The organism is Lentzea sp. NPDC059081, from assembly GCF_042738015.1.
Classification (GTDB): Bacteria; Actinomycetota; Actinomycetes; order Mycobacteriales; family Pseudonocardiaceae; genus Lentzea.
In genome coordinates, this window is the sequence record NZ_JBHYGW010000003.1 from 302,316 (window position 1) to 326,622 (window position 24,307).

At 68.1% G+C, this 24,307-nt stretch carries 21 protein-coding genes; 8 read left to right on the plus strand and 13 right to left on the minus strand.

Features of this window, described 5'->3' with window-relative positions; translation table 11 throughout:
* The first annotated feature begins 3 nt into the window (after positions 1-3).
* From ACFWV3_RS09010 to ACFWV3_RS09045, 8 genes are all read left to right on the plus strand, one after another.
* Positions 4-828: a phosphotransferase family protein gene (locus ACFWV3_RS09010; protein ID WP_382409922.1), complete on the plus strand. Its 825-nt coding sequence runs from the start codon at positions 4-6 to the stop codon at positions 826-828.
* 39 nt (positions 829-867) lie between these two features.
* Complete coding sequence (locus tag ACFWV3_RS09015) at positions 868-1,179, plus strand: zf-TFIIB domain-containing protein (RefSeq protein ID WP_382409924.1); 312 nt, start codon at positions 868-870, stop codon at positions 1,177-1,179.
* Positions 1,180-1,268: 89 nt separating this feature from the next.
* A complete protein-coding gene (locus ACFWV3_RS09020; RefSeq protein WP_382409926.1) occupies positions 1,269-1,715 on the plus strand; it encodes a hypothetical protein in 447 nt (148 codons plus the stop codon).
* A complete protein-coding gene (locus ACFWV3_RS09025) occupies positions 1,712-2,149 on the plus strand; it encodes a hypothetical protein (RefSeq protein ID WP_382409928.1) in 438 nt (145 codons plus the stop codon). The genes ACFWV3_RS09020 and ACFWV3_RS09025 overlap by 4 nt, the downstream gene beginning before the upstream one ends.
* Positions 2,150-2,168: 19 nt before the next feature.
* Positions 2,169-2,735 carry a histidine phosphatase family protein gene (locus ACFWV3_RS09030; RefSeq protein WP_382409930.1) on the plus strand — a complete coding sequence of 189 codons (567 nt, stop codon included), beginning with the start codon at positions 2,169-2,171 and terminating at the stop codon, positions 2,733-2,735.
* 80 nt (positions 2,736-2,815) lie between these two features.
* Positions 2,816-3,097, plus strand: coding sequence for a DUF4287 domain-containing protein (locus tag ACFWV3_RS09035; protein ID WP_382409932.1), 282 nt, complete (start codon positions 2,816-2,818; stop codon positions 3,095-3,097).
* 279 nt (positions 3,098-3,376) lie between these two features.
* On the plus strand, positions 3,377-3,667 hold the full coding sequence (locus ACFWV3_RS09040) for a transposase (RefSeq protein WP_382409934.1): 291 nt from the start codon (positions 3,377-3,379) through the stop codon (positions 3,665-3,667).
* Positions 3,664-4,539, plus strand: a complete 876-nt coding sequence (locus tag ACFWV3_RS09045; protein WP_382409936.1) for an IS3 family transposase — start codon at positions 3,664-3,666, stop codon at positions 4,537-4,539. Before ACFWV3_RS09040 ends, ACFWV3_RS09045 begins: the two co-directional genes overlap by 4 nt.
* Positions 4,540-4,862: 323 nt before the next feature.
* On the opposite strand, the gene ACFWV3_RS09050 is transcribed toward ACFWV3_RS09045, so the two are convergent.
* From ACFWV3_RS09050 to ACFWV3_RS09110, 13 genes are all read right to left on the minus strand, one after another.
* A complete protein-coding gene (locus ACFWV3_RS09050; RefSeq protein WP_382409938.1) occupies positions 4,863-8,759 on the minus strand; it encodes a DNA-directed RNA polymerase subunit beta' in 3,897 nt (1,298 codons plus the stop codon).
* A gap of 102 nt (positions 8,760-8,861) precedes the next feature.
* Positions 8,862-12,347, minus strand: coding sequence for a DNA-directed RNA polymerase subunit beta (locus ACFWV3_RS09055; protein ID WP_382409940.1), 3,486 nt, complete (start codon positions 12,345-12,347; stop codon positions 8,862-8,864).
* A 787-nt stretch (positions 12,348-13,134) separates the two neighbouring features.
* Positions 13,135-14,028 carry a hypothetical protein gene (locus ACFWV3_RS09060; RefSeq protein ID WP_382409942.1) on the minus strand — a complete coding sequence of 298 codons (894 nt, stop codon included), beginning with the start codon at positions 14,026-14,028 and terminating at the stop codon, positions 13,135-13,137.
* A 29-nt stretch (positions 14,029-14,057) separates the two neighbouring features.
* Complete coding sequence (locus ACFWV3_RS09065) at positions 14,058-14,558, minus strand: nuclear transport factor 2 family protein (protein ID WP_382409944.1); 501 nt, start codon at positions 14,556-14,558, stop codon at positions 14,058-14,060.
* The gene (locus tag ACFWV3_RS09070; RefSeq protein WP_382409946.1) at positions 14,558-15,787 is read right to left on the minus strand and encodes an MCE family protein; all 1,230 of its coding nucleotides are present in this window, start codon (positions 15,785-15,787) and stop codon (positions 14,558-14,560) included. Before ACFWV3_RS09070 ends, ACFWV3_RS09065 begins: the two co-directional genes overlap by 1 nt.
* Positions 15,784-16,938 carry an MCE family protein gene (locus ACFWV3_RS09075; RefSeq protein WP_382409948.1) on the minus strand — a complete coding sequence of 385 codons (1,155 nt, stop codon included), beginning with the start codon at positions 16,936-16,938 and terminating at the stop codon, positions 15,784-15,786. Before ACFWV3_RS09075 ends, ACFWV3_RS09070 begins: the two co-directional genes overlap by 4 nt.
* Positions 16,935-18,101, minus strand: a complete 1,167-nt coding sequence (locus tag ACFWV3_RS09080) for an MCE family protein (RefSeq protein WP_382409950.1) — start codon at positions 18,099-18,101, stop codon at positions 16,935-16,937. The genes ACFWV3_RS09075 and ACFWV3_RS09080 overlap by 4 nt, the downstream gene beginning before the upstream one ends.
* Positions 18,098-19,099 carry an MCE family protein gene (locus ACFWV3_RS09085; protein ID WP_382409952.1) on the minus strand — a complete coding sequence of 334 codons (1,002 nt, stop codon included), beginning with the start codon at positions 19,097-19,099 and terminating at the stop codon, positions 18,098-18,100. The genes ACFWV3_RS09080 and ACFWV3_RS09085 overlap by 4 nt, the downstream gene beginning before the upstream one ends.
* Complete coding sequence (locus ACFWV3_RS09090) at positions 19,096-20,127, minus strand: MCE family protein (protein ID WP_382409954.1); 1,032 nt, start codon at positions 20,125-20,127, stop codon at positions 19,096-19,098. The genes ACFWV3_RS09085 and ACFWV3_RS09090 overlap by 4 nt, the downstream gene beginning before the upstream one ends.
* The gene (locus ACFWV3_RS09095) at positions 20,124-21,431 is read right to left on the minus strand and encodes an MCE family protein (protein WP_382409956.1); all 1,308 of its coding nucleotides are present in this window, start codon (positions 21,429-21,431) and stop codon (positions 20,124-20,126) included. Before ACFWV3_RS09095 ends, ACFWV3_RS09090 begins: the two co-directional genes overlap by 4 nt.
* Positions 21,428-22,237 (minus strand): ABC transporter permease, encoded by an 810-nt coding sequence (locus ACFWV3_RS09100; RefSeq protein ID WP_330851382.1) that lies wholly within the window; start codon positions 22,235-22,237, stop codon positions 21,428-21,430. The genes ACFWV3_RS09095 and ACFWV3_RS09100 overlap by 4 nt, the downstream gene beginning before the upstream one ends.
* Entirely contained in the window at positions 22,237-23,022 is a 786-nt protein-coding gene (locus ACFWV3_RS09105; protein WP_382409959.1) for an MlaE family ABC transporter permease, read from the minus strand. Before ACFWV3_RS09105 ends, ACFWV3_RS09100 begins: the two co-directional genes overlap by 1 nt.
* Entirely contained in the window at positions 23,019-24,086 is a 1,068-nt protein-coding gene (locus ACFWV3_RS09110; protein WP_382409961.1) for an ABC transporter ATP-binding protein, read from the minus strand. Before ACFWV3_RS09110 ends, ACFWV3_RS09105 begins: the two co-directional genes overlap by 4 nt.
* Positions 24,087-24,307 lie beyond the last annotated feature (221 nt).

Below are 24,307 nucleotides of genomic sequence, written 5' to 3' on the forward strand. Positions count from 1 at the left end.
CGCGTGGACGACCTGATCGCGGCGATGGCCTCGCTGACCGGCTCCTCCGCCGATCCCGAGGTGCTCGCTGGTGACCGCGGCGACGTGGTCGTCGTGCGCGTCGGCGACGTGGTGGCCAAGGCGCACCCGGCGGACACCGACGTCGAGGCGTTGCGACAGCGGGTGGAGATCGCCGCGGCGCACCCCGAGCTCCTGCTGCCGCCGCTGAAGCCGGTGCAGTTCGTGGAGGACCGCCCGGTGACGGTGTGGCCGTACGGGACGCCGGTGAGCCAGGCGGACCCCGACGCGGCGCCGTGGGAGGAGAGCGCGCAACTCCTGGCGAGGCTGCACGCGTTGCCGGTGCAGGGACCGGTCGCCGGTGCGCCGGAACGGATCGTGCGGGCCATCGAGGCCCTGCCGCCGGACCTGCCGCACGCCGACGTGGTGCTCGCCGCGTTCGACGCGCTGCCGCCGCTGACCACGAGCGGCAAGGCCCTGATCCACGGCGACTGGCACCTCGGCCAGCTCGTGCACCGGGGCGCGTGGCGGTTGATCGACGTGGACGACCTGGGCGTGGGCGACCCGGTGTGGGACCTGGCGCGACCAGCGGCGTTGTTCGCGGCGGGAATCCTGCCGGGAGACCTCTGGGCGAGGTTCCTCTGGACCTACCGTGAAACGGGAGGTGTGGCCGTGACGACATCGGAATGGGATGCCCTCAACATTCCGGCTCAGGCGTACGTTGTGCAAATGGCAGCGCGGGCACTAGTGACCGGTCTGCAGGCAGTGGAACCGCTGGTCGAGGCATGTCGTCGAATCGTCGCGACGCACGGCAACGGCGACCGCGGCTAATATCGTATTTGTCCGGTCCCACCCAGGAGGCTCACCACGATGCAGTGTCCCAAGTGTCATGCGAACATGCGCACGTTCGACCGCATGGGCGTTCACATCGAGCAGTGCGACGGCTGCCGCGGGGTCTTCCTCGACTACGGCGAGCTCGAGTCCATCACGCGCCTCGAGGCCCAGATGCACACGCCGCCGCCCGCCGCGCCGGCCCCTCCGCCCGTCGCCTACCCGCAGCCGGCCCAGCCCGCCTGGGGCGCCGCGCCGCAGCAGATCCACCACCACCACGGCGGTCACCACGGCTACGGCTACGGCCACCGCAAGCACCACGGCCTGGCCGGCCTCTTCTTCTCCTCCTGATCGCGCGACGGCCCCGGATCCCTGCTCCGGGGCCGTTGACGACTACCGAATTTACGCGCGATAATTGGTAGTCAACGGGAGGAGCCACCATGTCCGTCGCGACCGAGGCCGCTCAGATCCGGGATCTCTTCGACACGATCGAGGAGATCGAGTCCGTCGCGTCGTCCCTGGCCGTCGACGACGAACGCCGCCGCAAGCTCGACGGAGTGGTGGCCCGCACGCTCCGCCAGGCCCCACCGGTACGCCCCGTGGTGGCGGGCGAGCTGCTCGACCTGACCGAGAAGACCGTGAAGGCCTGGGCCAGAGAAGGCGTACTGGCCATCCACAGCCAGGAACCCCGCATGCTCCTCGACACCGTGCGCCTGCACGAGGTCCTCCACCTCGTCTCCGACCTCCGCCGCGCGGGCAAGACCCGCGGCCTGATCGACGAGGTCCACCGCCGCCTGAGCGACCGGTCACTGCTGGACCGTCCCGACCTCGCCACCTCGTTGGACGAGATGCGCAGCGGCAAGGGACGCGTGGTCCGCACAGCTTGATCCAGGTAGTAGAGACCCACACCGCACACGCCCAGGCCAACGGCCTGCGCGGCCGTGCCCGCCTGGCCTACGAACGCTTCCTCGACGAGCTCTCCCACTCGGGCTGCGCAGCCCTCGGCTACCGGGTCACCGGCCCGGAACCACTCCCCCGCCTCTGCGTGAAACACCTGCGAGGCGCCGACCGCGTGGTGGTCGCCTTCCCGTCCCCGGACGTCGTGTGGGTGCTCCTCGTGGGCCCGCACGACGACGACCCCGGCCTGGACCTGTACGAGGCCCTCTACGAGATGGCCGGCGTCCGCCCCAGACTCTCCGAGAAGCGCACCAAACCCCGCTGCTGCACCGACGAGTCCGGCATCCCGCCTCTGGTGGACGAGCACCTGGTGGACGACCTCGTGATCAGAGCGAGAGCATTGGCCAGAGCCCGCCGCCGCTGATCACTGCCAGACTCGCCTGATGCGCGCGGAAGTCGTCCTGGTCCGGCATGCCCGATCGACGCCACCCCGCCCCGGCGGACGGAACGAGCGACTGCGGTCCCTGACCACAGAAGGCCTCGCCCAGGCCGAACACCTCGCCGCGCACCTCGCCGAGCTCGCACCCAGCCTCATCGTCTCCAGCCCGTACTTGCGGGCGGTCCAGACCGTCGAACCGCTGGCCCGCAAGCTGGGCATGCCGGTCCGCACCAGCAACGAACTGAGGGAGTGGGACTCGGGAATCGTCCCCACGCCGGACTCCGCGCGGCACCACGCCGAAAGCTGGGCCAACCCGCACGCGGCCAGACCCGGCGCGGAGAGCCTGCACCAGCTCACGTCCCGCGCCACAGCAGCCCTCACCTCACTCGCCCGCGGACACCAGGACGAACTCATCGTCGTGGGCAGCCACGGCACCTTCATCTCCCGAGCCTTGGTCGGCTTCGGCGTCGACACCGTGGACCACTCGTTCGCCAAGACCATGCCGACACCCACGATCTACCGCCTCCGCTTCACCGGCCGAGGCGTCGAGATCATCGGCCCGGGCCTCTGAGTCACCCACCGACAATTTTTCTTGTCAAGACAGCCCGAGTTGTCCTACGCTCGCTCCAACGACGACGAACGGAGACCGCGATGTCCTTCCAGGCCTACCTCGACGGCGCGGAGAAGAAGACCGGCAAGACCCCGGCCGACCTGCTCGCGGAAGCGACGGAGCGGGGCTACGACGGCACGACGAAGGCCGGCGTGTTCCTGGAATGGCTGAAGACCGACTACGACCTGGGCAGAGGCCACGGCATGGCGCTGTACCACGTGCTGAAGAACGGCCCGGAGATCAGCGAGAAGCACGTGGGCACAACGGGCACCCACCGAGACGAGTCGACAACGCTGCGCCTGGACGGCATCGCCAACCGCTAGCGAGCAGGCCAAAGCAGGGGTCCCCTGCGATTTGAGCTCCCCCGCGACCCAAAGTACAGAGCAGGTCTGACAGTCCGCGAAGCCGAAGGCAAGCAGTCCGCGAAGCCGAAGGCGAGCCGCTTTTCACCAGACCCGCCGGTGGGGTGGTCCCGTCACGAGCCGTGGCACAGCACTCGCTGCACCAGGTCAGGGGTGTCAACCCGGCACGCTGGAGTTGTCCCCGAGGTCCGGACACCTTGATCCCTGACAGCTTGAGCTGTCTGGGGAGAGGATGTCGTTGTGCCTGGTGCGTCGAGTTATCCGGAGGCGTTCCGTCGGGACGCTGTGGAGTTGGTGTTGTCGTCTCCTGATCGGTCGTTGCGGCAGATCGCGCTGGAGTTGGGTGTCTCGCACGAGACGCTGCGGGGCTGGGTCCGGACGGCCCGCAAGCAGGCTGATCCGGCGCAGGTCGCGGCGGCGGAGCAGGCCGGTGAGACGCGGGCGCTGCGCAAGCGGCTGGCGGAGCTGGAGAAGGAGAACGAGATTCTCCGGAAAGCGGCCGCCTATTTTGCTCGCGAGATGGATCGATGATCCACCGCTACCGATTCATCTCCGAGCACCGCGCCGACTATGGCGTGCAGCGGTTGTGTCAGGTCCTGAAGTTGCGGCGGCAGGGCTTCTACGAGTGGGCGGCCGCGGAGCCCGCCCGCCGGGAACGAGCCGGGCGGGATGAGGAACTGGCGTCGGTGATCACCGAGATCCACCGTGCTCATCGCGGTGCCTACGGGCGGCCGCGGATCACTGTTGAGCTGCGGCGACGCGGGTGGGTGGTCAACCACAAGCGGGTCGGACGGGTCATGCGAGGGCATGGGGTGGCGGGGATCAGTCGGCGGCGGCGCTGGTTGCTGACCACCGTCGCGGCCGATGCCGCGGTGGTGGCGCCGATGCCGGACCTGATCAGCCGGGACTTCACCGCCGGCACGCCCGGAACCCGGCTGGTCGGGGACATCACCTACCTGCCCACCGGACAGGGAACGCTCTACCTGGCGACCGTGATCGACCTGCACAGCCGTGAGGTCATCGGCCACGCCATGTCCGCGCAGATGCGCGCCGACCTGGTCAGCGACGCCGTCGACCTCGCCGCCGCACGCGGCCTGATCAGCGGTGACGCGGTGTTCCACTCCGACCGCGGCACCCAATACACCTCCCGCGACTTCCGCGACACCCTCACCCGGCACGGGATCCGATCCTCGGTCGGACGCAAAGGCTCCTGCTACGACAACGCCGTCGCCGAAGCCTTCTTCGCCACCCTCAAAACCGAGATCGGCACCACCACCTGGACCACCCGTGACCAGGCACGATCCGACGTTTTCCGCTACCTGCACTACTACAACCACGACCGTCTACATTCGACAGTCGGCTACCGAAGCCCCGCCGAAACACGCATCACCTACGCTGCGTGAACACCCCGTGTCCGGGAACAAGGGACAACTCCACGCTTTTCGCCGGGTTGACACCCCTGACCTGGTGTGGCTCGCTCTTGCCTCGGCTCGTGACGGGACCACACCACGGAATCGCGCCCCACCTACGCAACAGCAAGCCGCCCAACACAAACAGGCGTGCCATCAACCCGCAGGCGGCGCTGGCCGGTCTTTGATCAGTTGGCGGGGTCCGGGGCAGAGCCCCGCGCTTGAAACGGGACAGGCACCGCAGAAAGCGACCAACAACGAGAACGGCCCCTGGAAGCCAAAGGCTCCAGGGGCCGTTCTCAGCAACTAAGCAACGACTAGCGGTAGTCCCGCCCGAAGTCGTAGTCATCCAGCGGCACAGCCGCACCAGTCCCAGTCCCGAAGACGTCGGGCGTGTAGTACCCGTCGTCGTACGAAGGAATCGCGTACGCAGCGGCACGCGCCTCCTCGGTCGGCTGGACCTGGATGTTGCGGTACCGGTTGATGCCCGTACCAGCCGGGATCAACTTACCGATGATCACGTTCTCCTTGAGACCGATGAGCTTGTCCGAACGCCCGTTGATGGCAGCGTCCGTCAAAACTCGCGTGGTCTCCTGGAACGACGCCGCGGACAACCACGAGTCGGTCGCGAGCGAGGCCTTCGTGATACCCATCAGCACCGGACGACCGGCAGCCGGCTCGCCACCCTCGGCGACGACCGCGCGGTTGCCCGACTCGAAGTCGGCACGCTCGACCAAAGACCCGGGCAGGAACTCGGTCGCGCCGGAGTCGATGATCGTCACCCGGCGGAGCATCTGCCGGACGATGACCTCGATGTGCTTGTCGTGGATGGCCACACCCTGGGCGCGGTACACCTTCTGCACTTCCTGCACCAGGTGCAGCTGGGCCTCGCGCGGGCCCATGACGCGCAGGACCTCGTGCGGGTCCGGAGTACCTTCCAGCAGCTGCTGGCCGACGGCCACGTGGTCGCCGTCCTGCAGCGGGCCGGTCGCCGTGTTGGCGAGACGCTGACGCTTGGACAGCTTCTCGAACACGATCTCCTCGGAGCCGTCGTCCGGGATCAGCGTGATCTTCCAGAAGCGGTCGCCGTCCTCGATGCGGACGCGGCCGTCGACGTCGGCGATCGGCGCCTTGCCCTTCGGGACGCGGGCCTCGAAGAGCTCCTGGACACGGGGCAGACCGGTCGTGATGTCGTCACCGGCCACACCACCCTGGTGGAACGTGCGCATCGTCAGCTGCGTGCCCGGCTCACCGATCGACTGGGCGGCGACGATGCCGACGGCCTCGCCGACGTCGACCAGCTGGCCGGTGGCCATCGAGCGGCCGTAGCAGGACGCGCACACGCCGACCGCGGACTCGCAGGTCAGGACCGAGCGGACCTTGACGCGGACGATGCCCGCCTCGACCAGCGACTGCATCGCCGGGTCGCCGAGGTCGTCGCCGCGGCCCAGGACCAGGTTGCCCTGCGCGTCGGTGATGTCGTCCGCGACCGTGCGGGCGTAGACCGACGTCTGCGCGAACTCGTGCAGGCCGACCTTGTCGCCCAGCTGCTCGCCGACGGTCATGTTCACGCCACGCGTGGTGCCGCAGTCGACCTCGCGGATGATGACGTCCTGCGAGACGTCCACCAGACGACGGGTCAGGTAACCCGAGTCGGCGGTGCGCAGCGCGGTGTCGGCCAGACCCTTGCGGGCACCGTGCGTCGCGATGAAGTACTCCAGCACCGACAAGCCCTCGCGGAACGAGTTCTTGATCGGGCGCGGGATGTACTCACCCTTCGGGTTGGTCACGAGACCACGCATACCCGCGAGCGAACGGACCTGCGTCATGTTGCCGGCGGCGCCGGACTGCACGATGACGCGGATCGAGTTGTCCTCGGGGAAGTTGTCTTCCATGATCTCGTGGACCTGCTCGGTGGCCTTGGTCCACACCTTGACCAGCTCGGAGTTGCGCTCCTCGTGGGAGAGCTGACCGCGCTGGTAGCGCTTCTCGACGGCGTCCGCGAGGCGCTCGTGCTCGTCGAGGATGCCCTGCTTCGCCTTCGGGACGAGGACGTCCGAGATCGCGACCGTCACGCCGGAGCGGGTGGCCCAGTGGAAACCGGCGTCCTTCAGCTTGTCCAGCGTCCGGGCGACGGTGACCATCGGGTACCGCTCTGCGAGGTCGTTGATGATCACGGCCTGCCGCTTCTTGGGCATGACCTCGTTGATGAAGGCGTAGTCCTGCGGCAGGATCTCGTTGAACAGCACGCGACCCAGCGTGGTCTCCGCGAGCCACGGCTGACCGGGCTCCCAGCCCTCGGGCTCCTGGCCCTTCGGCGGGTTCTTGTCGGAGACGCGGATCTTCACCATCGCCTGCAGGCCCAGGACCTTGCGGTCGAACGCCATGAGCGCCTCGGCCGGCGACGAGTAGAAGTGGCCCTCGCCGATGTCGTCCTTCTTGTGCCGGGTCAGGTGGTACAGACCCGTCACCATGTCCAGGCGCGGCATGGCCAGCGGCTTGCCGGACGCCGGGGACAGGATGTTGTTCGACGACAGCATCAGGACGCGGGCTTCCGCCTGCGCCTCGGCGGACAGCGGCAGGTGGACCGCCATCTGGTCACCGTCGAAGTCGGCGTTGAACGCTTCACAGACCAGCGGGTGCAGCTGGATGGCCTTGCCCTCGACCAGCTGCGGCTCGAAGGCCTGGATGCCGAGGCGGTGCAGCGTGGGTGCGCGGTTGAGCAGCACCGGGTGCTCGGTGATGACCTCTTCCAGCACGTCCCACACGGCCGGGCGCGCACGCTCGACCATCCGCTTGGCGGACTTGATGTTCTGCGCGTGGTTGAGGTCCACGAGCCGCTTCATCACGAACGGCTTGAAGAGCTCCAGGGCCATCTGCTTGGGCAGACCGCACTGGTGCAGCTTGAGCTGCGGGCCGACCACGATGACCGAACGGCCGGAGTAGTCGACGCGCTTGCCGAGCAGGTTCTGGCGGAACCGGCCCTGCTTGCCCTTCAGCAGGTCGGACAGCGACTTGAGCGGGCGGTTGCCGGGACCCGTGACCGGGCGGCCGCGGCGGCCGTTGTCGAACAGCGCGTCGACGGCCTCCTGCAGCATCCGCTTCTCGTTGTTGACGATGATCTCGGGCGCGCCGAGGTCGATCAGTCGCTTGAGGCGGTTGTTGCGGTTGATGACGCGGCGGTACAGGTCGTTCAGGTCGGACGTGGCGAAGCGGCCACCGTCGAGCTGCACCATCGGGCGCAGGTCCGGCGGGATGACCGGGACGCAGTCCAGCACCATGCCCTGCGGGTTGTTGCGGGTCGCCTGGAAGGCGGCAACGACCTTGAGGCGCTTGAGCGCACGCAGCTTCTTCTGGCCCTTGCCGCTGCGGATCGTCTCGCGCAGGACCTCGGCCTCGGCGTCCACGTCGTAGTCACCCAGGAGCTTCTGGATGGCCTCGGCGCCCATGGCACCGGTGAAGTAGTCGCCGTAGCGGTCGTACAGCTCGCGGTAGAGCAGCTCGTCCGCGATCAGCTGGGCGCGCTCGAGCTTGGTGAAGGTGGACCAGATCTCGTCGAGGCGGTCCAGCTCGCGCTGGGCGCGGTCGCGGAGCTGGCGCATCTCACGCTCGCCGCCCTCCTTGACCTTGCGGCGCACGTCGGACTTGGCACCCTCGGCCTCGAGCTCGGCCAGGTCGGCCTCGAGCTTCTGGGCGCGGGCCTCCACGTCGGCGTCGCGGCGGTTCTCGACGCGCTTGCGCTCGACCTGCATCTCGCTCTCGAGCGTCGGCAGGTCGTTGTGGCGCAGCTCGGCGTTCACGCCCACGATGACGTAGGCGGCGAAGTAGATGATCTTCTCGAGGTCCTTGGGGGCCAGGTCGAGCAGGTAGCCCAACCGGCTGGGGACGCCCTTGAAGTACCAGATGTGCGTGACCGGAGCGGCGAGCTCGATGTGGCCCATGCGCTCACGACGCACCTTCGCACGGGTCACCTCGACGCCGCAGCGCTCACAGATGATGCCCTTGAAGCGCACGCGCTTGTACTTGCCGCAGTAGCACTCCCAGTCCCTGGTGGGACCGAAGATCTTCTCGCAGAACAAGCCGTCCTTCTCGGGCTTGAGCGTGCGGTAGTTGATGGTCTCGGGCTTCTTGACCTCGCCAAAAGACCACTGGCGGATGTCGTCCGCGGTCGCGAGACCGATGCGGAGCTCATCGAAGAAGTTGACGTCGAGCACGTCTACTCTCTTCCCCTTTTTAGATCGGTGGCAAAAGGAGCTGGTCGGGAAGGCTGGGGAGCACTACGCGGGAGGCACGGTGCTCCCCAGCCGGCGAGGTGACTAGTTGACGACGTCGTCCACGGAGGGCGACTCGGACCTCGACAGGTTGATGCCGAGGTTCGCGGCCGCGCGCTCCAGGTCCTCGTCGTCGCCGTCGCGCATCTCGATCGCGGCACCGTCCGAAGACAGGACCTCGACGTTGAGGCAGAGCGACTGCAGCTCCTTGAGCAGCACCTTGAAGGACTCCGGGATACCGGGTTCCGGGATGTTCTCGCCCTTGACGATGGCCTCGTAGACCTTCACGCGGCCGAGCACGTCGTCGGACTTGATGGTGAGAAGCTCCTGCAGGGTGTATGCGGCGCCGTACGCCTGCATCGCCCAGCACTCCATCTCACCGAAGCGCTGACCACCGAACTGCGCCTTACCACCCAGCGGCTGCTGCGTGATCATCGAGTACGGACCGGTCGAACGCGCGTGGATCTTGTCGTCGACCAGGTGCAGCAGCTTCAGGATGTACATGTAGCCGACGGACACCGGGAACGGGTACGGCTCGCCGGAGCGGCCGTCGAAGAGCTGCGCCTTCCCGTTCTCCTTGACCATCCGCTCGCCGTCGCGGTTCGGGATCGTCGAGCCCAGCAGGCCCGTGATCTCCTCTTCCTTCGCGCCGTCGAACACGGGGGTCGCGGTCTTGGTGCCGGGCTCGACCTCCAGCAGCTCCTCGGACAGGTTCTTCGCCCAGTCCGGGTCGCCGTTGATGGACCAGCCCTGCTTGGCGATCCACCCGAGGTGGGTCTCCAGCACCTGGCCGATGTTCATACGACGCGGCACACCGTGGGTGTTCAGGATGATGTCGACCGGCGTGCCGTCCTCGAGGAACGGCATGTCCTCCACGGGGAGGATCTTGCCGATGACGCCCTTGTTGCCGTGGCGGCCGGCGAGCTTGTCACCGTCCTGGATCTTGCGCTTCTGGGCCACGTAGACGCGCACGAGCTCGTTGACGCCCGGAGGCAGCTCGTCGTCGTCCTCACGCGAGAAGACGCGGATGCCGATGACCTTGCCGTACTCGCCGTGCGGCACCTTCAGCGACGTGTCGCGGACCTCGCGCGCCTTCTCACCGAAGATCGCGCGGAGCAGGCGCTCCTCCGGCGTCAGCTCGGTCTCGCCCTTGGGCGTGACCTTGCCGACGAGGATGTCGCCCGGCTGGACCTCGGCACCGATGCGGATGATGCCGCGCTCGTCCAGGTCGGCCAGGACCTCCTCGGAGACGTTCGGGATGTCCCGGGTGATCTCCTCGGCGCCGAGCTTCGTGTCGCGGGCGTCGATCTCGTGCTCCTCGATGTGGATCGAGGTGAGAACGTCGTCCTGCACGAGGCGCTGCGACAGGATGATCGCGTCCTCGTAGTTGTGGCCTTCCCACGGCATGATCGCCACGAGCAGGTTCTTGCCGAGCGCCATCTCGGCGTTCTCGGTGCACGGGCCGTCGGCCAGGACCTGGCCGGACTCGACGCGGTCGCCCTCGTTGACGATGGGCTTCTGGTTGATGCACGTGCCCTGGTTCGAGCGACGGAACTTGTGCAGCGCGTAGGTGTTGCGCGCACCGTCGTCGGCCATGACGGTGATGTAGTCGGCGGAGACCTCCTCGACCACACCGGTCTTCTTCGCGACGACGACGTCACCGGCGTCGACCGCGGCGCGCAGCTCCATGCCGGTGCCGACGAGCGGCGACTCGGAGCGGAGCAGCGGCACGGCCTGGCGCTGCATGTTCGCACCCATCAGGGCGCGGTTGGCGTCGTCGTGCTCGAGGAACGGGATCATGGCGGTCGCGGCCGACACCATCTGGCGCGGCGAGACGTCCATGTAGTCGACGTCGGTCGGGTCGATGAACTCGACCTCGCCGCCCTTCTTGCGGACCAGGACGCGGTCGTCGGTGAAGTTGCCCTCGTCGTCGGTCGGCGAGTTCGCCTGCGCCTTGACGTAGCGGTCTTCCTCGTCCGCGGTCAGGTAGTCGATCTGGTCGGTGACCCGGCCCTCGACGACCTTGCGGTACGGCGTCTCGATGAAGCCGAACGGGTTGACCCGCGCGTAGGACGACAGCGAGCCGATCAGGCCGATGTTCGGGCCTTCCGGCGTCTCGATCGGGCACATGCGGCCGTAGTGCGACGGGTGGACGTCGCGGACCTCCATGCCGGCCCGCTCACGGGACAGACCACCGGGACCCAGCGCCGACAGGCGGCGCTTGTGGGTCAGACCCGCGAGCGGGTTGGTCTGGTCCATGAACTGCGACAGCTGCGAGGTGCCGAAGAACTCCTTGATCGCCGCCACGACGGGACGGATGTTGATCAGGGTCTGCGGCGTGATGGCCTCGACGTCCTGCGTGGTCATGCGCTCGCGGACGACGCGCTCCATGCGGGACAGGCCGACGCGGATCTGGTTCTGGATCAGCTCGCCGACCGTGCGCAGGCGACGGTTGCCGAAGTGGTCGATGTCGTCGACCTCGACCGGCACGTCGCCACCGGCGGCGGCGTCCATCTGCGTCTCACCCGCGTGCAGGCGGACGAGGTACTCGATCGTCGTGACGATGTCGTCCTCGGTCAGCACACCGGTGTTGATGTCGGTGTCCAGGCCCAGCTTCTTGTTGACCTTGTAGCGGCCAACCTTCGCCAGGTCGTAGCGCTTGTCCTTGAAGAACAGGTTCTCCAGCAGGGCCTGCGCGGACTCCTTCGTGGGCGGCTCGCCCGGACGCAGCTTGCGGTAGATGTCGAGCAACGCCTCGTCGGTACCCGCGGTGTGGTCCTTCTCGAGCGTGGTCAGCAACGTCTCGCTGAACGCGAACCGCTCGCGGATCTGCTCCGTGCTCCAGCCCAGAGCCTTCAACAGCACCGTCACCGGCTGGCGACGCTTGCGATCGATGCGGACACCGACGGTGTCGCGCTTGTCGACGTCGAACTCCAGCCAGGCACCCCGGGACGGGATGATCTTGACGCTGAAGACGTCCTTGTCGGTCGTCTTGTCGACCGCGGTGTCGTAGTAGACACCGGGCGAACGCACGAGCTGAGAGACCACCACGCGCTCGGTGCCGTTGATGATGAACGTGCCCTTGCTCGTCATCATCGGGAAGTCACCCATGAACACCGTCTGGCTCTTGATCTCGCCAGTGGTGTGGTTGGTGAACTCCGCAGTGACGAACAACGGTGCCGCGTACGTCATGTCCTTGTCCTTGCACTCTTCCGTCGAGGCCTTGACCTCGTCGTAGCGTGGGTCGGAGAAGGACAGTGACATGGAGCCGGAGAAGTCCTCGATCGGCGAGATCTCGTTGAGGACCTCTTCGAGGCCGCCCGTCGGGTTCTCGTCTCCGGCGTCGATGCGGCGCTGGAACCACGCCTCGTCGCCGGTCAACCACTCAAAGGACTGGATCTGCAGGTCAAGCAGGTTGGGCGTCGAAAGCGGCTCATGAATCTTCGCGAACGAGACCCGCTTCGGCGCTCCAGGGATCCCCGACGTGGAGTTGGTCGCAGCAGTGGCCTTGGTCGCGCGAGAGATCGCCAAGATGCGTCCTTCCAGGGACAGGTAGCTGGCTAGAGCGAACTAGCACGGCTGTCAAGGGTGCGGCGATGCCCGACTAATCCACGCTCTCGGCGAAGGGCAAGCGGAAAATGGGCAGCGCAAAGGGGCAGTCTAGCCACGCGCACGGCGACTGTCGAGAGGCACCTGGAAGGACCCTCCTCTTGCTCACCGACAGAGTGACCCTGCATGAGCGCGCAGTCAAGATGTTGAAGACCGATCCACCCTGTGGATGGAGCGCCGTTTACTTTCAGCCACTCATTTGACCTGCGCAAACACGCGTGCGGCCGATTTGGTGGGAAGTTGGCGGCTTCAAGTGGTCTTACAGAGCGCCACGAGTTTTGTGTGACTGAGATCACGCGTGTCGGGACTGGCGAGAGGTGTGTTCCTGGTGCTTCCGGGGCACTTCCCGGGGTTGTTGATCTTAGGACAACGGCGTGGGCGGGCCCGCACCGGGCCGGGCCAAACGACCTCGCGGAGTGAGAGGCGGGTGGCGGGGTTTGCCGGGGCGGGGTTTGCCGGGGCGGGGTTTGCCGGGGCGGGGTTTGCCGGAGCGAGGTTGCCGGAGCGGGGTTGCCGGAGCGAGGTTGCCGGCGCGAGGTTGCCGGCGCGAGGTTGCCGGCGCGAGGTCACCCAGGCAGGTGGAACTGGGCCGAGTTGTCCACATGTCGCCGAGCGGCCGGTTGACAGCGCGTTCTCGTCGATACGCTCGTCTGAGTGGCGGTCTGCCCCCGGGGTGGGCGGGGCCTGTGCCCGCCCGCGAAAACGCCGGTCAGCAGGTCTGCAGCTGGCGGTTCTGCTCCGCCGTCGCCCCGAACATCTCCATGTTGTCGATCTTCCACCGGCCGCCGTCGTCGAGGGCGCTCACGCGGAGCATGGCGGTGCCGCCGCCCGTCTGGTTGTCGGTCGTGCGGGTGGTGACCTGGTCGGCGAAGACCAGCACGGTGGCCCGGTCGTCCTTCAGGGACGACACGGCCGAGGAGACGACCCGGACGGTCACCACCAGCTTCTGCTGGGGTGCGACCTCCTTCACCGGACCGAACACCGCGTTGTACTGGCACAGGGCCTTGCCGGTCAGGAGCTCGCGGGCGGCCTTCTCGGTGGCGGCCACGTCGGCGAAGTTGTAGGAGAACGACTTCTCCACGGCCTCGCGGATCTGGCCGTTCACCGCCGAGGTGGTGCCGGCGTCGACCAGGGCCGCGTCGTAGGACACCGCGCGCGACTTAACCAGGAAGAACGTGCCCAGCGCGCCCAGCAGCACGGCGACCACCAGCAGAGCCGACGGGAGCAGCCAGGCGTTCTTCGCGGGGGTCTGCTCCTCCTCGGCCGGCTCGTCCCGGACCGCGGCGGACGGCTCGTCGGCGGAGGCCTCGACCGAGGCGGGAGGTTCGTCGGCCTGCGGCTCCTCGGCGGGGGCCGACGGCTCCCACTCGACCGCCTCCGGGGCCTTCAGCTCCTCGGCTGCCGAGTCCGGCGCGACAGGAGGTTCCGCGACGGCGGGGTCCACCACACCGGGTTCCGCGACAGCGGGTTCCACGACAGCGGGCTCCACGACAGCGGGTTCCGCGACGGCGGGGTCCGCGGGCGTGCGGCGGTTCAGGCCGGCGACCTTCGGGCGGCCTCCTGCCGGTGGCGTGGGGATGGGGCGGCGGCGAGTTGGGGGCACGAGCGCTCTTCCAATCAGCTCTGGCCGGGTCAGACGCCTGCCCGCAGCGGGCCCAGCTGGCTCAGCTTCCAGCCGTCGTCCGTGCGGGTGAGCTTGGTCAGGTACCGGTTGATCTTGGTGACCTGCTGGCCGCCGTCCGGGGTCACGGTGCTCTGGACCACGGCGATCATCGACGCGGTGCCGGTGCGGTCGTCGAGCTCGGTGATGGCCGAGTCGAGGACCTTCGACGTCGTCACGGACTTGGCGTCGACCAGCTGCTTCTTGCGCGAGTCCTTGTCCTTGTCGATCTCGGCGCGCAGCTCGCCGGTGGACGAGTTGAGCCAGCGCTGCAGGTCCTCGTCGACCTTCTTGTAGTCCAGGGTCAGGAAGTTCGCGACGCCGACCTGGCCGGAGCGCAGGGCCTCGTCGCGGGTCGAGGCGAACGACGACTCCGACGAGTGGGAGGTCGAGTACCAGGCCACGCCGAAGTACGCGGCGTAGCCGAACGTCAGCACCGCCAGCACGGCGGCGACCACAGTGAAGATCCGCACTACTTCTTCTCCTCCGGCAAACCCAGCAGCTGGCCCAGCGACGTCAGCAGCGGCAGCTCCGGCACCGCCTGCTGCCCGGTCGGCTCCTGGCCCGGCTGCGTCGTCGCGGTGCCCACCGGCGTCGTCGGCGTCCCGCCGTAGGGCGCGTTCTGCGAGCCTCGCACCGACGTCGCCGACCCGCGCGCCAGGGCGCAGTAGGCCTGCGTGTTCAGCGGCGCGGCCGACGTGTCGTTGCCCGTCCGGATGGTCGTGCCCTCGTACCCGACCGTGCACGGCATCGGGTCGAAGACGTTCAGGGCCAGCCCGAAGTGCGCCGACCCGTCCCCCGGCGCCACGGTGAAGCCACCGCCGACGGCGATGGGGTACGTCACCGCGATCTGCTCCAAACCGTCACGCCTGGTCACGAGGATGTTCGAGGTGGTCAGCAGGTTCGCGAAGACCACCCCGAGGTTCGGCCCGCTCTCCTTGAGCAGCGCCGAGACCTGCTCCGACGCCGGCGGCACGGCCACGATCAACCGCCGCAGGTCGCCGTCGGAGGCCTTCAGCTGCTCGGCGAGCAACCGCAGGTCACCGCTGAACGACCGGATGGCGCCGCCCTGCGCGGCCTGCGTGGCCAGCACGATCCGGCCGTCCTGCAGCAGCTGCGTCGTCTGCGGGAGGTGCTCGCGGGCCGCGGCCGTGAACGCCGCGGTGTTGTCGATCAGCACCTGCAGGTCGCCGCCGGTGCCGTTGAACGCGTTGTGCAGCTCGTCGACGACGGTCCTCAACGAGTCTGTGGGCACCGACGAGGCGAACGCGTCCAGGTTCGACAGCAGCCCGTCGACCGGCGGCGGCGTGCGGGTGGCCGAGCGCGGGATGACCGAGCCGGCCTCCAGGTACGGGCCGTCGTCCGACTTCGGCCGCAGGTCCACGAACTGCTCGCCGACGGCCGACCGGTTGGCCACCACGGCCTCGGTCGCGGCGGGCACGCGCGGCGCGTCCGCGTCGAGCTCCAGGTCGGCCTCGATGCCGTCCGAGGTCAGCCGCAGCTGGCCGACCCGGCCGATCGTCACGCCGCGGTAGGTGACCTCGGCGTTGGTGAAGATGCCGCCGGAGTCGGCCAGCTGCATCGTCACGACCGTCGAGGCCGACTTGAACAGGCCGATGTAGGTGGCGCTGACGTACGAGATGCCCAGCAACGCGACCAGCACGAACGCGCCGATCTTGAGCTTCGTCGACCGCAGGATCACTTGCGACCACCTCCCAGCAGACCGCCGAGCAGGTCGCCCAGCCCTGACCCCGTCCCCTGCCCGAGGTTCGGCAGCGGGATGTTCGGCAACGGGATGTTGGGCAGCGGCAACGGCGTGCCCGGCGTCGGCAGCAGCGAGTCGATCGGCGACTGCCGCGACCGCCCCAGGTTGTCGACGATCGAGCCGAGGTTCAGGTCGAGGTCGATGAACGCGTTGGTGTAGTCGCCCTTGATGCCGTCGAGCGCCTCGTCCGGGAACGGGTAGGTCAGCAGCAGCTCGAGCGACTTCGGCAGGTTCTGCCCCGACTCGGCGAGCTTCGTCAGCGTCGGCTGCAACGCCTTCAAGTCCGCGACGATGTCGTCACGGCTCTTGTTCACCGTGTCCGTCGCGACGTCGGAGAGGGTGTTGAGCGACTTCAGCAACGTCACGAGCTGCGTGCGCTGTTCGGCCAGCACGCGCAGGCCGGGCTCCAGGTCCGTGAGCGCCACCGCGATCTTGTCGCGCTGCTGCGCCAGCGTCCCGCCGAGCCGGTTGATCGAGTCGAGGGCGCGGACGATCTCCGCCTTGTGCTTGTCGAGCTCCCCGACGAACGTGTCCAGGTTGCCCAGCAACGAGCGGATCTCCTTCTCGTTGCCCTCCATCGCCGCGTTGAGCTCCTTGGTGATGTTCTGCAGCTGCGCCACACCACCACCGTTGAGCAGCATCGACAACGCGCCGAAGACCTCTTCGACCTCGGGGTTGCGGTTGGTCTTCGACAACGGGATAACGGCGTTGTCCGCGAGCGTGCCACTGGCATCGGAGGGCTTGCCCAGCTCGACGAACTTCTCGCCCAGCAGCGCGGACTGGCGCAGCTTCGCGAACGCGTTGGCCGGCAGCCGCACGTCGCCGTTGACCAGCATGGTGACCTCGGCGGTCCAGCCGTCGGAACCCAGGTCGATCTTCTCGACCCGCCCGACCGGCACGTCGTTGACCTTCACGCCGGCCTGCGGCACGAGGTCGAGGACGTCCTGGAACTGCGCCTTCACCCGGTACGGGTGGTCACCGACGTCCGCGCCGCCGGGCAGCGGCAGGTTGTAGACGCCGTCGAACCCGCCCGAGCCGCAGCCCGAGACCAGCAACACCGCGGTAAGACCCACCACGAGTCGTTTCACTGGGGCACCCCCGCGAGCGGCAGGGGCAGCGGCAGCTTGCCCGCGTTGAGGTCGCCGATCACCTCGGCGGGCGACTTGAGCGGGATCGCGCCCGTCAGCAACGGCTCCAGCTGCTTGCACGTCTGCGCGAGCACCGGCGGCACGTTGTTCGGCGTCGCCTGCTGCACCAGCTTGCAGACCAGCACGATCGGCGGCTGGTTCAGCTCGTTGATGTTCGCGCGGGTGTCGAGCGTGCCGGACGCCGCGTTGTAGGAGTTCTGCAGGTTGCCCAGGGCCAGCGGCGCGACGTCGAGCGTCTCGGCCAGCGCGGCCCGCTGGTTCACCAGCACCTGGGTCACCGCGGCCAGCTTGTCCACATTGGACTTCAGCACCTCGCGGTTGTCCTTGATGAAGCCCTGCACCTGTCCGAGCGCGGTCGCCAGCTCGGCCAGCGCCGCGCCGAGGTCGCCGCGTTCGTCCGCGAGCATCTTCGACACGTCCGCGAGCTGCTGGTTGAAGTCGCGCACCTGGCTGTCGTTCGCGGCCAGCATCGCCGTGAACTTCTGCAGGTTGTCGACGGTCGCGAAGAGGTCCTCCTTGGACCCCGAGAGCGTCCGCGTGGCCTGGCCGAGGTTCTTCAACGTGTCGTTGAGCGCCTGGCCGTTGCCCTCGAGGTTCCTCGCCGCCGAGTTCAGCAGGTCCGCCAACGCGCCGTCGGCGTTCGCGCCGTTGGGGCCCAGCGCGGTCGTGAGCTTGTCGAGCGACGAGTACAGCTCGTCCAGCTCGACCGGCGTCGCGGTGCGCTCCCGCGGGATCACCGCGTCGTCGGCCAGCGCCGGACCGCCGGTGTAGGCGGGCGTGAGCTGCACGTACCGGTCGCTGACCACGCTCGGCGCGACCACGACGGCCTGCGCGTTCTCGGGCACCCGCACGTCGCGGTCGAGGGTGAACACGACCTTCACGGTCTTGCCCTCCGGCGTGACCTCGTCGATCGTGCCGACCTTCACGCCGAGCACCCGCACGTCGCCGCCGGGGTAGACGCCGACGGCCGCGGCGAAGTGCGCGGTGACCTTGCGGCCGTTCATCCCCGCGAACACCCACCAGAGCGCCGCCGTCACGACCAGCGCCAGCACGCACGCGATCGCGATGAACCGGCCGACCTTGGACGTTGCCACGTCAGTCATCGCTGCACCCCCGGAGGCAGGCAGCCTTCCTCGTTGAACCCGACGACGCCGAGGTTCACCGCGGGCGGCAGCAGACCGCAGATGTAGGTGTCGAACCAGCGCCCGTTGCCCAGGGTGTTCGCGAACACCCGGTAGAACGGCGCCATCAGCGCGAGGCTGCGGTCGAGGTTGTCCTGGTTGCGCTGCAGGATCCCGGTGACCTTGCCCAGCTGCTCCAGCGCGGGCTTGAGCTGGTTTTGGTTGTCCTGCACCAGACCGCTGAGCTCGCGGGCCAGGTCGCGCGTCCCGGTCAGCAGCGCGCTGATCGCCTCACGGCGCTTGCGCAGCTCGCCGAGCAGCAGGTTGCCGTCGGAGAGGAGCTTCTCGAACTCGGCGTTGCGGTCGGCCAGCGTCTTGGTCAGCTGCCGGGTGTTCTCCAGCAGCTTCGCCAGCTGCTCGTCGCGCGAGGAGATCGTCTTCGACAACGCCGACAGGCCGTCGAGCGCGCCGCGGACGTGCTCCGGCGAGTTCTTGAAGGTGTCGGACAGGACCGTGAAGCTGTCGGCCAGCTGCTTGGTGTCGATCTGGCCGACGGTCGTCGCGAGCCCGTTGAACGCCTCGTTCACGTCGTACGGCGCGAGCGTGCGCTCCTTCGGGATCGGGTCGCCCGGCGACAACGGCGAGCTGCCCTGCGGGTCGAGCGCCAGGAACTTCTGACCCAGCAACGTCTTGATGCGGATCATCGCGGTCGTCCGGTCGCCCACCCAGGCGTCCTTGACCTTGAACGTGACCCGCACGCGGTCGCCGTTCAGCTTGACCTTGGTGACCTTGCCGACCTTCACGCCGGCGACGCGGACCTCGTTGCCCGGCACCAGTCCCGCGGCCTCGCTGAAGTCCGCGGCGTAGCTCGTGCCGCCACCGACGATCGGCAGGTCGTCGGAGTAGAACGCGGCCAGCAGGAGCAGGACGATCAGCGTCAGGCTGATCGCGCCGGTCCTGATCGGGTTCGAGGTCTTCATCGGCGGCACCTCTGCTGGGTCACCGGCAACGCCGTGATCGGGATCGGGTTGGCGATGACCGGCGGCACGGCGACCTGGCCGCTGGCCTCGCACAGGTAGAAGTTGAACCACGAGCCGTAGGTCGCGGTCCTGGTGATCGTCTCCAGCTTGTTCGGCAGGCGCTGCAACATGCCGTCGACCACCGCCTCGCTGTCGCCCAGCGTCTTCGACACGATGCCGAGCTGCGCGATGTCGTTCTTCAACGGCTCGCGGCCCTGTTCCAGCAGCCCGGACGTCGCCTGCGTCAGGTCGCCGAGGGCGGTGATCGCGTCACCGATCGGCTGGCGGTCCTGCGCGAGGCCGGAGACCAGGGTCTGCAGCGTGATCACCAGGTTGTTGAAGTCCTGGTCGCGCGAGTTCACGGTGTCGAGCGCGGTGTTGAGGTTGTCGACGACCTCGCCGATCACCTTGTCCTTGCTCGCGAGCGTGCTGGTCAGCGACGCCGTGTGCTGCAGCAGGCTGTCGATCGTGCTGCCTTCTCCCTGCAGCACCTGGATGATCTCGAACGACAGCTTGTTCACGTCCTCCGGCGACAGCGCCTGGAAGAGCGGCTTGAAACCGTTGAACAGCACGGTGAGGTCGAGCGCCGGCTTGGTGCGGTCCACCGGGATCGTGCCGCCCTCCGGCAGCACGGCCTGGGTGTCACCGGTGCCGGACTCCAGCGCGATGTACCGCTGGCCCACCAGGTTGCGGTACTTGATGGTCGCGGTGACCGACCCCGGCAGCTTGCGGTCGCCGTCGATCGAGAACTCGACCTCTGCGGTCTTGCGGTCGACCACCTTGATGCCGTCGACCTGACCGACGCGGACGCCGGCGATGCGGATGTCGTCGCCCTCGTTGAGCGCGGTGACGTCGGTGAACTGGGCCTTGTAGTCCGTGGCACCGCCCAGGTTCACGTTGGCGATGGTCACCGCGAGCAGCGTCGTGGCGAGGATCGTGACGACCGCGAAGGTGATCAGCTTGAGCAGCGGGGCGAGCAGGCCTTTCACTCGACCGTCACCTCCGTCCCGCGGACGAGCGGTCCGAGCAGCAGGCTCGACCAGCCGGGCATGTCCTGCGGGTCGACGCCGACGCGCGGGCCGAAGAGCGCCGCGATCAGCCGGGCCTCCTCGGGCGAGTTGGCCAGGTTGACGGCGTCCTGGGCGGACGAGGGGATGGTGGAGCCGGGCGGCAGGACGCCGTCGTTGGCGGAGCGGGCGGGCGGCGGCGAGCTGGAGCCGTCCTGCACCGGGCCGTCCGGCGGGTACTGCGGGAACGGGTCGGGCCGCGGCACGAGGTCGTAGCAGCGGGGGCCGCGCTTGTCCCGGTACTCCGGCTCGTCGAGGTTGGGCTTGTACTTGCCGCGGTCCTTCGTGATCTCCAGCGTGATGTGCAGGCCGGGCTCGTCGGTGCCCTGGCCGAACGCCTTGCTGATGATCGGTTCGAACTCCGCGAGCCCCTTGATCAGGCAGGGGTACTCAGGCGCGTACTTGGCGAGCAGCTCCAGCGTCGGGCGGCTCGTGTCGGCGAGGCCGATGATGTTGTTCTTGTTGACCGTGACGAAGCTGGTGAGGTCCTGCGACGTCGTGGTCAGCGTCCCGTAGAGCGACAGCAGGTTGTCGCGCTGCTCGACGACCGTCCTGGTCGTCGTGGTCATGTCGTTGAGCGCCTGCAACAGGTCCGGCGCGGCGTCGGCGTAGACGTTGGAGACGTCCGCGAGCTTGGAGATGTTCTCCTTCAGCGCGGGCAGCTGCGGGTTGAGCTCGCCGAGGTAGGCGTCGAGCGACACCAGGGTCTCGCCGAGCGGCTTGCCCCGGCCGTCGAGGGCCTGCGACAGCGCGGTGAGCGTGGTGGCGAGCTTCTCCGGCTGGATCGCCTGCAGCACCGGCATCAGGTTGTCCAGCACGCGTTCCAGCTCGATCGCGCTGCTGGTGCGGTCCTGCTCGATGACCGCGCCCTCCTTGATCGCGGCCTGCTTCTGCTGCGGCAGCACGAGGTTCACGTACCGCTCGCCGAACAGCGTCTTCGGCAGCAGGCGGGCGCTGACGTTGCCGGGAATCTGCTCGACCTTGTCCGGCAGCAGCGCGAGCTCCAGCTCGGCGCCGTCACCGCTGGTGCGCACGGCCTTCACCGACCCGACGATCAGCCCGCGCACCTTGACGTCGCTCGCGGTCTGCAGCTGGTTGCCGATGTGGTCCGTCTTGAGGGTGACCTTCACGTAGTCGCCGAAGGCGTCCTTGTAGAGCGCCACCGTGAGGGACAGGAACATGGCGATCGCGAGGAGGAAGGCGATGCCCAGCACGCGCTTCTTCATCCGGCGATCCTCACCGTCGTCGTGGCGCCCCAGATCGCGAGGCTCAGGAAGAAGTCGAGCAGCGCGGTCGTGACGATCGCGGTGCGCACCGCCCTGCCGACCGCCACGCCGACACCGGCGGGACCACCGGACGCGCGGTAGCCGTAGTAGCAGTGGGTCATGATGATCACGACCGCGAAGACCAGGACCTTGCCGAACGACCAGAGCACGTCGATCGGGGGCAGGAACAGGTTGAAGTAGTGGTCGTAGGTGCCCGCCGACTGCCCGTAGAACTCCACCGTGATGGTTCTGGCCGCCAGGTAGCTGGTCAGCAGGCCGATCACGTACAGCGGGATGATCGCGACGAACCCGGCGATGATCCGCGTGGTCACGAGGAACGGCAGGCTGGGGATGCCCATGACCTCCAGCGCGTCGATCTCCTCGGAGATCCGCATGGCGCCGAGCTGGGCCGTGAAGCCGGACCCGACCGTCGCGCTCAGGGCGAGCCCCGCGACCAGGGGAGCGATCTCACGGGTGTTGAAGTACGCGGACACGAAGCCGGCGAACGCGCTCGTGCCGATCTGGTTGAGAGCGGTGAAGCCCTGCAGACCGACGACCGTGCCCGTGAAGACGGACAGGCCGACCATCACGCCGATGGTGCCGCCGATGACCGCGAGCGCGCCCGACCCGAAGCTGACCTCGGCCAGCAGCCGCAGCGTCTCCTTGGAGTACCGCTTGAGCGCGCGCGGGGTCCAGGCCAGCGCCTTGAGGTAGAACGCCAGCTGGTCGCCGAAACCGTCCAGAGTGGACAGCGCCTTGTTCGCCATCAGCTCCCCTTCGCGGGCACGACCTGGAGGTAGATCGTGGTGAGGACGAAGTTGACGAAGAACAGCAGCAGGAACGTGATGACCACGGCCTGGTTGACCGCGTCGCCCACGCCTTTCGGCCCGCCGGACGGGTTGAGCCCCCGGTACGCGGCCACGATGCCCGCGATGAACCCGAAGATCAGCGCCTTGATCTCGCTGATCCACAGGTCGGGCAGCTGCGCCAGCGCGCTGAAGCTCGCGAGGTAGGCGCCGGGCGTGCCGTCCTGCATGACCACGTTGAAGAAGTACCCACCCATCACGCCGACGACGCTCACCATGCCGTTGAGCAGCACGGAGACCAGCATCGCGGCGAGCACCCGCGGCACGACCAGCCGGTGGATCGGGCTGACGCCGAGCACTTCCATGGCGTCGATCTCTTCGCGGATCTTCCGCGACCCGAGGTCCGCGCAGATCGCGCTGCCGCCCGCACCCGCGATGAGCAGCGCCGTCACGATCGGGCTGGCCTGCTGGATGATCGCGAGGACGCTGGCCGCGCCGGTGAACGACTGCGCGCCGATCTGCCGGGTCAGCGAGCCGAGCTGCAACGCGATGACCGCGCCGAACGGGATGGAGACCAGCGCCGTCGGCAGCACCGTCACGCTGACGATGAACCAGCTCTGCTGGATGAACTCCCGCAGCTGGAACGGCCGGCGGAACGACGTCCGCACGACGTCGATGCCGAGCTGGCAGAGCTTCCCGGTCTCCCGCAACGCTCCCGCGCCGGGAAAGGTGGTCGGCGTGCTCACAGCACACCACCCCGCCGCGGCCAGGGGCTCGGCGTGGGAGCAGCGACCGGCGCCCCGGCGTGCACGCCGTAGCGCATCTGCTCCTCGGCCGTGAGGCTCGCGATGATGCCCTGCTGGGCCTCCTGCGGCAGCTGGTGGATGATCGACATGACCCGGTCCTTGCGCCGGCGCACCGCGTCCCGGTACGGCAGCCCCGGCGTCGGCTCGATCTGCGGCACGACCCCGCGCATGTCCTCGTCCGGCGACCCGTCCGAGTGCCCGGCGTCCGCGTGGGCCTGCTCGGCGGCCATGGTGGCCTGGTCCTTCTCCTCGGACATGCCGATCGGCCCGAGCCGCCGGCCGTTGAGGAACTGCTCGACGACGGGCTCGTCGCTGGTCAGCAACACCTCGCGCGGCCCGAACATGACGAGCTCGCGGCGGAACAGCATGCCGAGGTTGTCCGGCACGGTCCTGGCGATGTTGATGTTGTGCGTGACGATCAGGATGGTCGCGTCGATCTGGGCGTTCAGGTCGATCAGCAACTGACTCAGGTAGGCGGTCCTGACGGGATCCAGCCCGGAGTCCGGCTCGTCGCACAGGATGATCTCGGGGTCGAGCACCAGCGCACGGGCCAGTCCGGCCCTCTTGCGCATGCCGCCGGAGATCTCACCGGGGAGCTTCTTCTCCGCGCCGACGAGACCGACCATCTCCATCTTCTCGAGGACGATCCGGCGGACCTCGGCCTCGGTCTTGCGGGTGTGCTCGCGCAGCGGGAACGCGATGTTGTCGTAGAGGTTCATCGACCCGAACAGCGCGCCGTCCTGGAACAGCACGCCGAACATCTTCCGGATCTCGTAGAGCTTGTGCTCGGAGCACCGCACGAGGTCCGTGCCGTTGATGACGATCTTGCCCTGCTCCGGCTTGAGCAGGCCGACCAACGACTTCAGGAAGACGCTCTTGCCCGTGCCCGACGGCCCGAGCATCACGCTGACCTCACCCGGCGGCAACGTGAGCGTGACGTCCTGCCAGATGGTCTGTTTGCCGAAGGACTTGGTCAGACCCTCGACGACCACCTCGACACCCATCCACGCACCTCCGCACACGCCCGAGGACGCCGCGATCGGCGTCACACCTGGGCAACGAGTTCGTTCGCGGCAGGTTACTCACCAGTTGGCCTAACACCGGTTGCGTTCAGATAACAGCACGCAGCGTGACCTCGCAAAACGGGCGCGATGGACTGAACCACTGCCCGTTGGAGAAAACTTTCGAGACTGATGTGACCCTGAACACAAGCCGCCGCGCACTG

Coding starts and splice junctions, on each gene's coding strand:
- ACFWV3_RS09030 (WP_382409930.1), top strand. CDS start 2,169: ATGCGCGCGGAAGTCGTCCTGGTCCGGCATGCCCGATCGACGCCACCC.
- ACFWV3_RS09035 (WP_382409932.1), top strand. CDS start 2,816: ATGTCCTTCCAGGCCTACCTCGACGGCGCGGAGAAGAAGACCGGCAAG.
- ACFWV3_RS09045 (WP_382409936.1), top strand. CDS start 3,664: ATGATCCACCGCTACCGATTCATCTCCGAGCACCGCGCCGACTATGGC.
- ACFWV3_RS09020 (WP_382409926.1), top strand. CDS start 1,269: ATGTCCGTCGCGACCGAGGCCGCTCAGATCCGGGATCTCTTCGACACG.
- ACFWV3_RS09015 (WP_382409924.1), top strand. CDS start 868: ATGCAGTGTCCCAAGTGTCATGCGAACATGCGCACGTTCGACCGCATG.
- ACFWV3_RS09100 (WP_330851382.1), bottom strand. CDS start 22,237: ATGGCGAACAAGGCGCTGTCCACTCTGGACGGTTTCGGCGACCAGCTG.
- ACFWV3_RS09095 (WP_382409956.1), bottom strand. CDS start 21,431: ATGAAGAAGCGCGTGCTGGGCATCGCCTTCCTCCTCGCGATCGCCATG.
- ACFWV3_RS09110 (WP_382409961.1), bottom strand. CDS start 24,086: ATGGGTGTCGAGGTGGTCGTCGAGGGTCTGACCAAGTCCTTCGGCAAA.
- ACFWV3_RS09085 (WP_382409952.1), bottom strand. CDS start 19,099: ATGAAGACCTCGAACCCGATCAGGACCGGCGCGATCAGCCTGACGCTG.
- ACFWV3_RS09080 (WP_382409950.1), bottom strand. CDS start 18,101: ATGACTGACGTGGCAACGTCCAAGGTCGGCCGGTTCATCGCGATCGCG.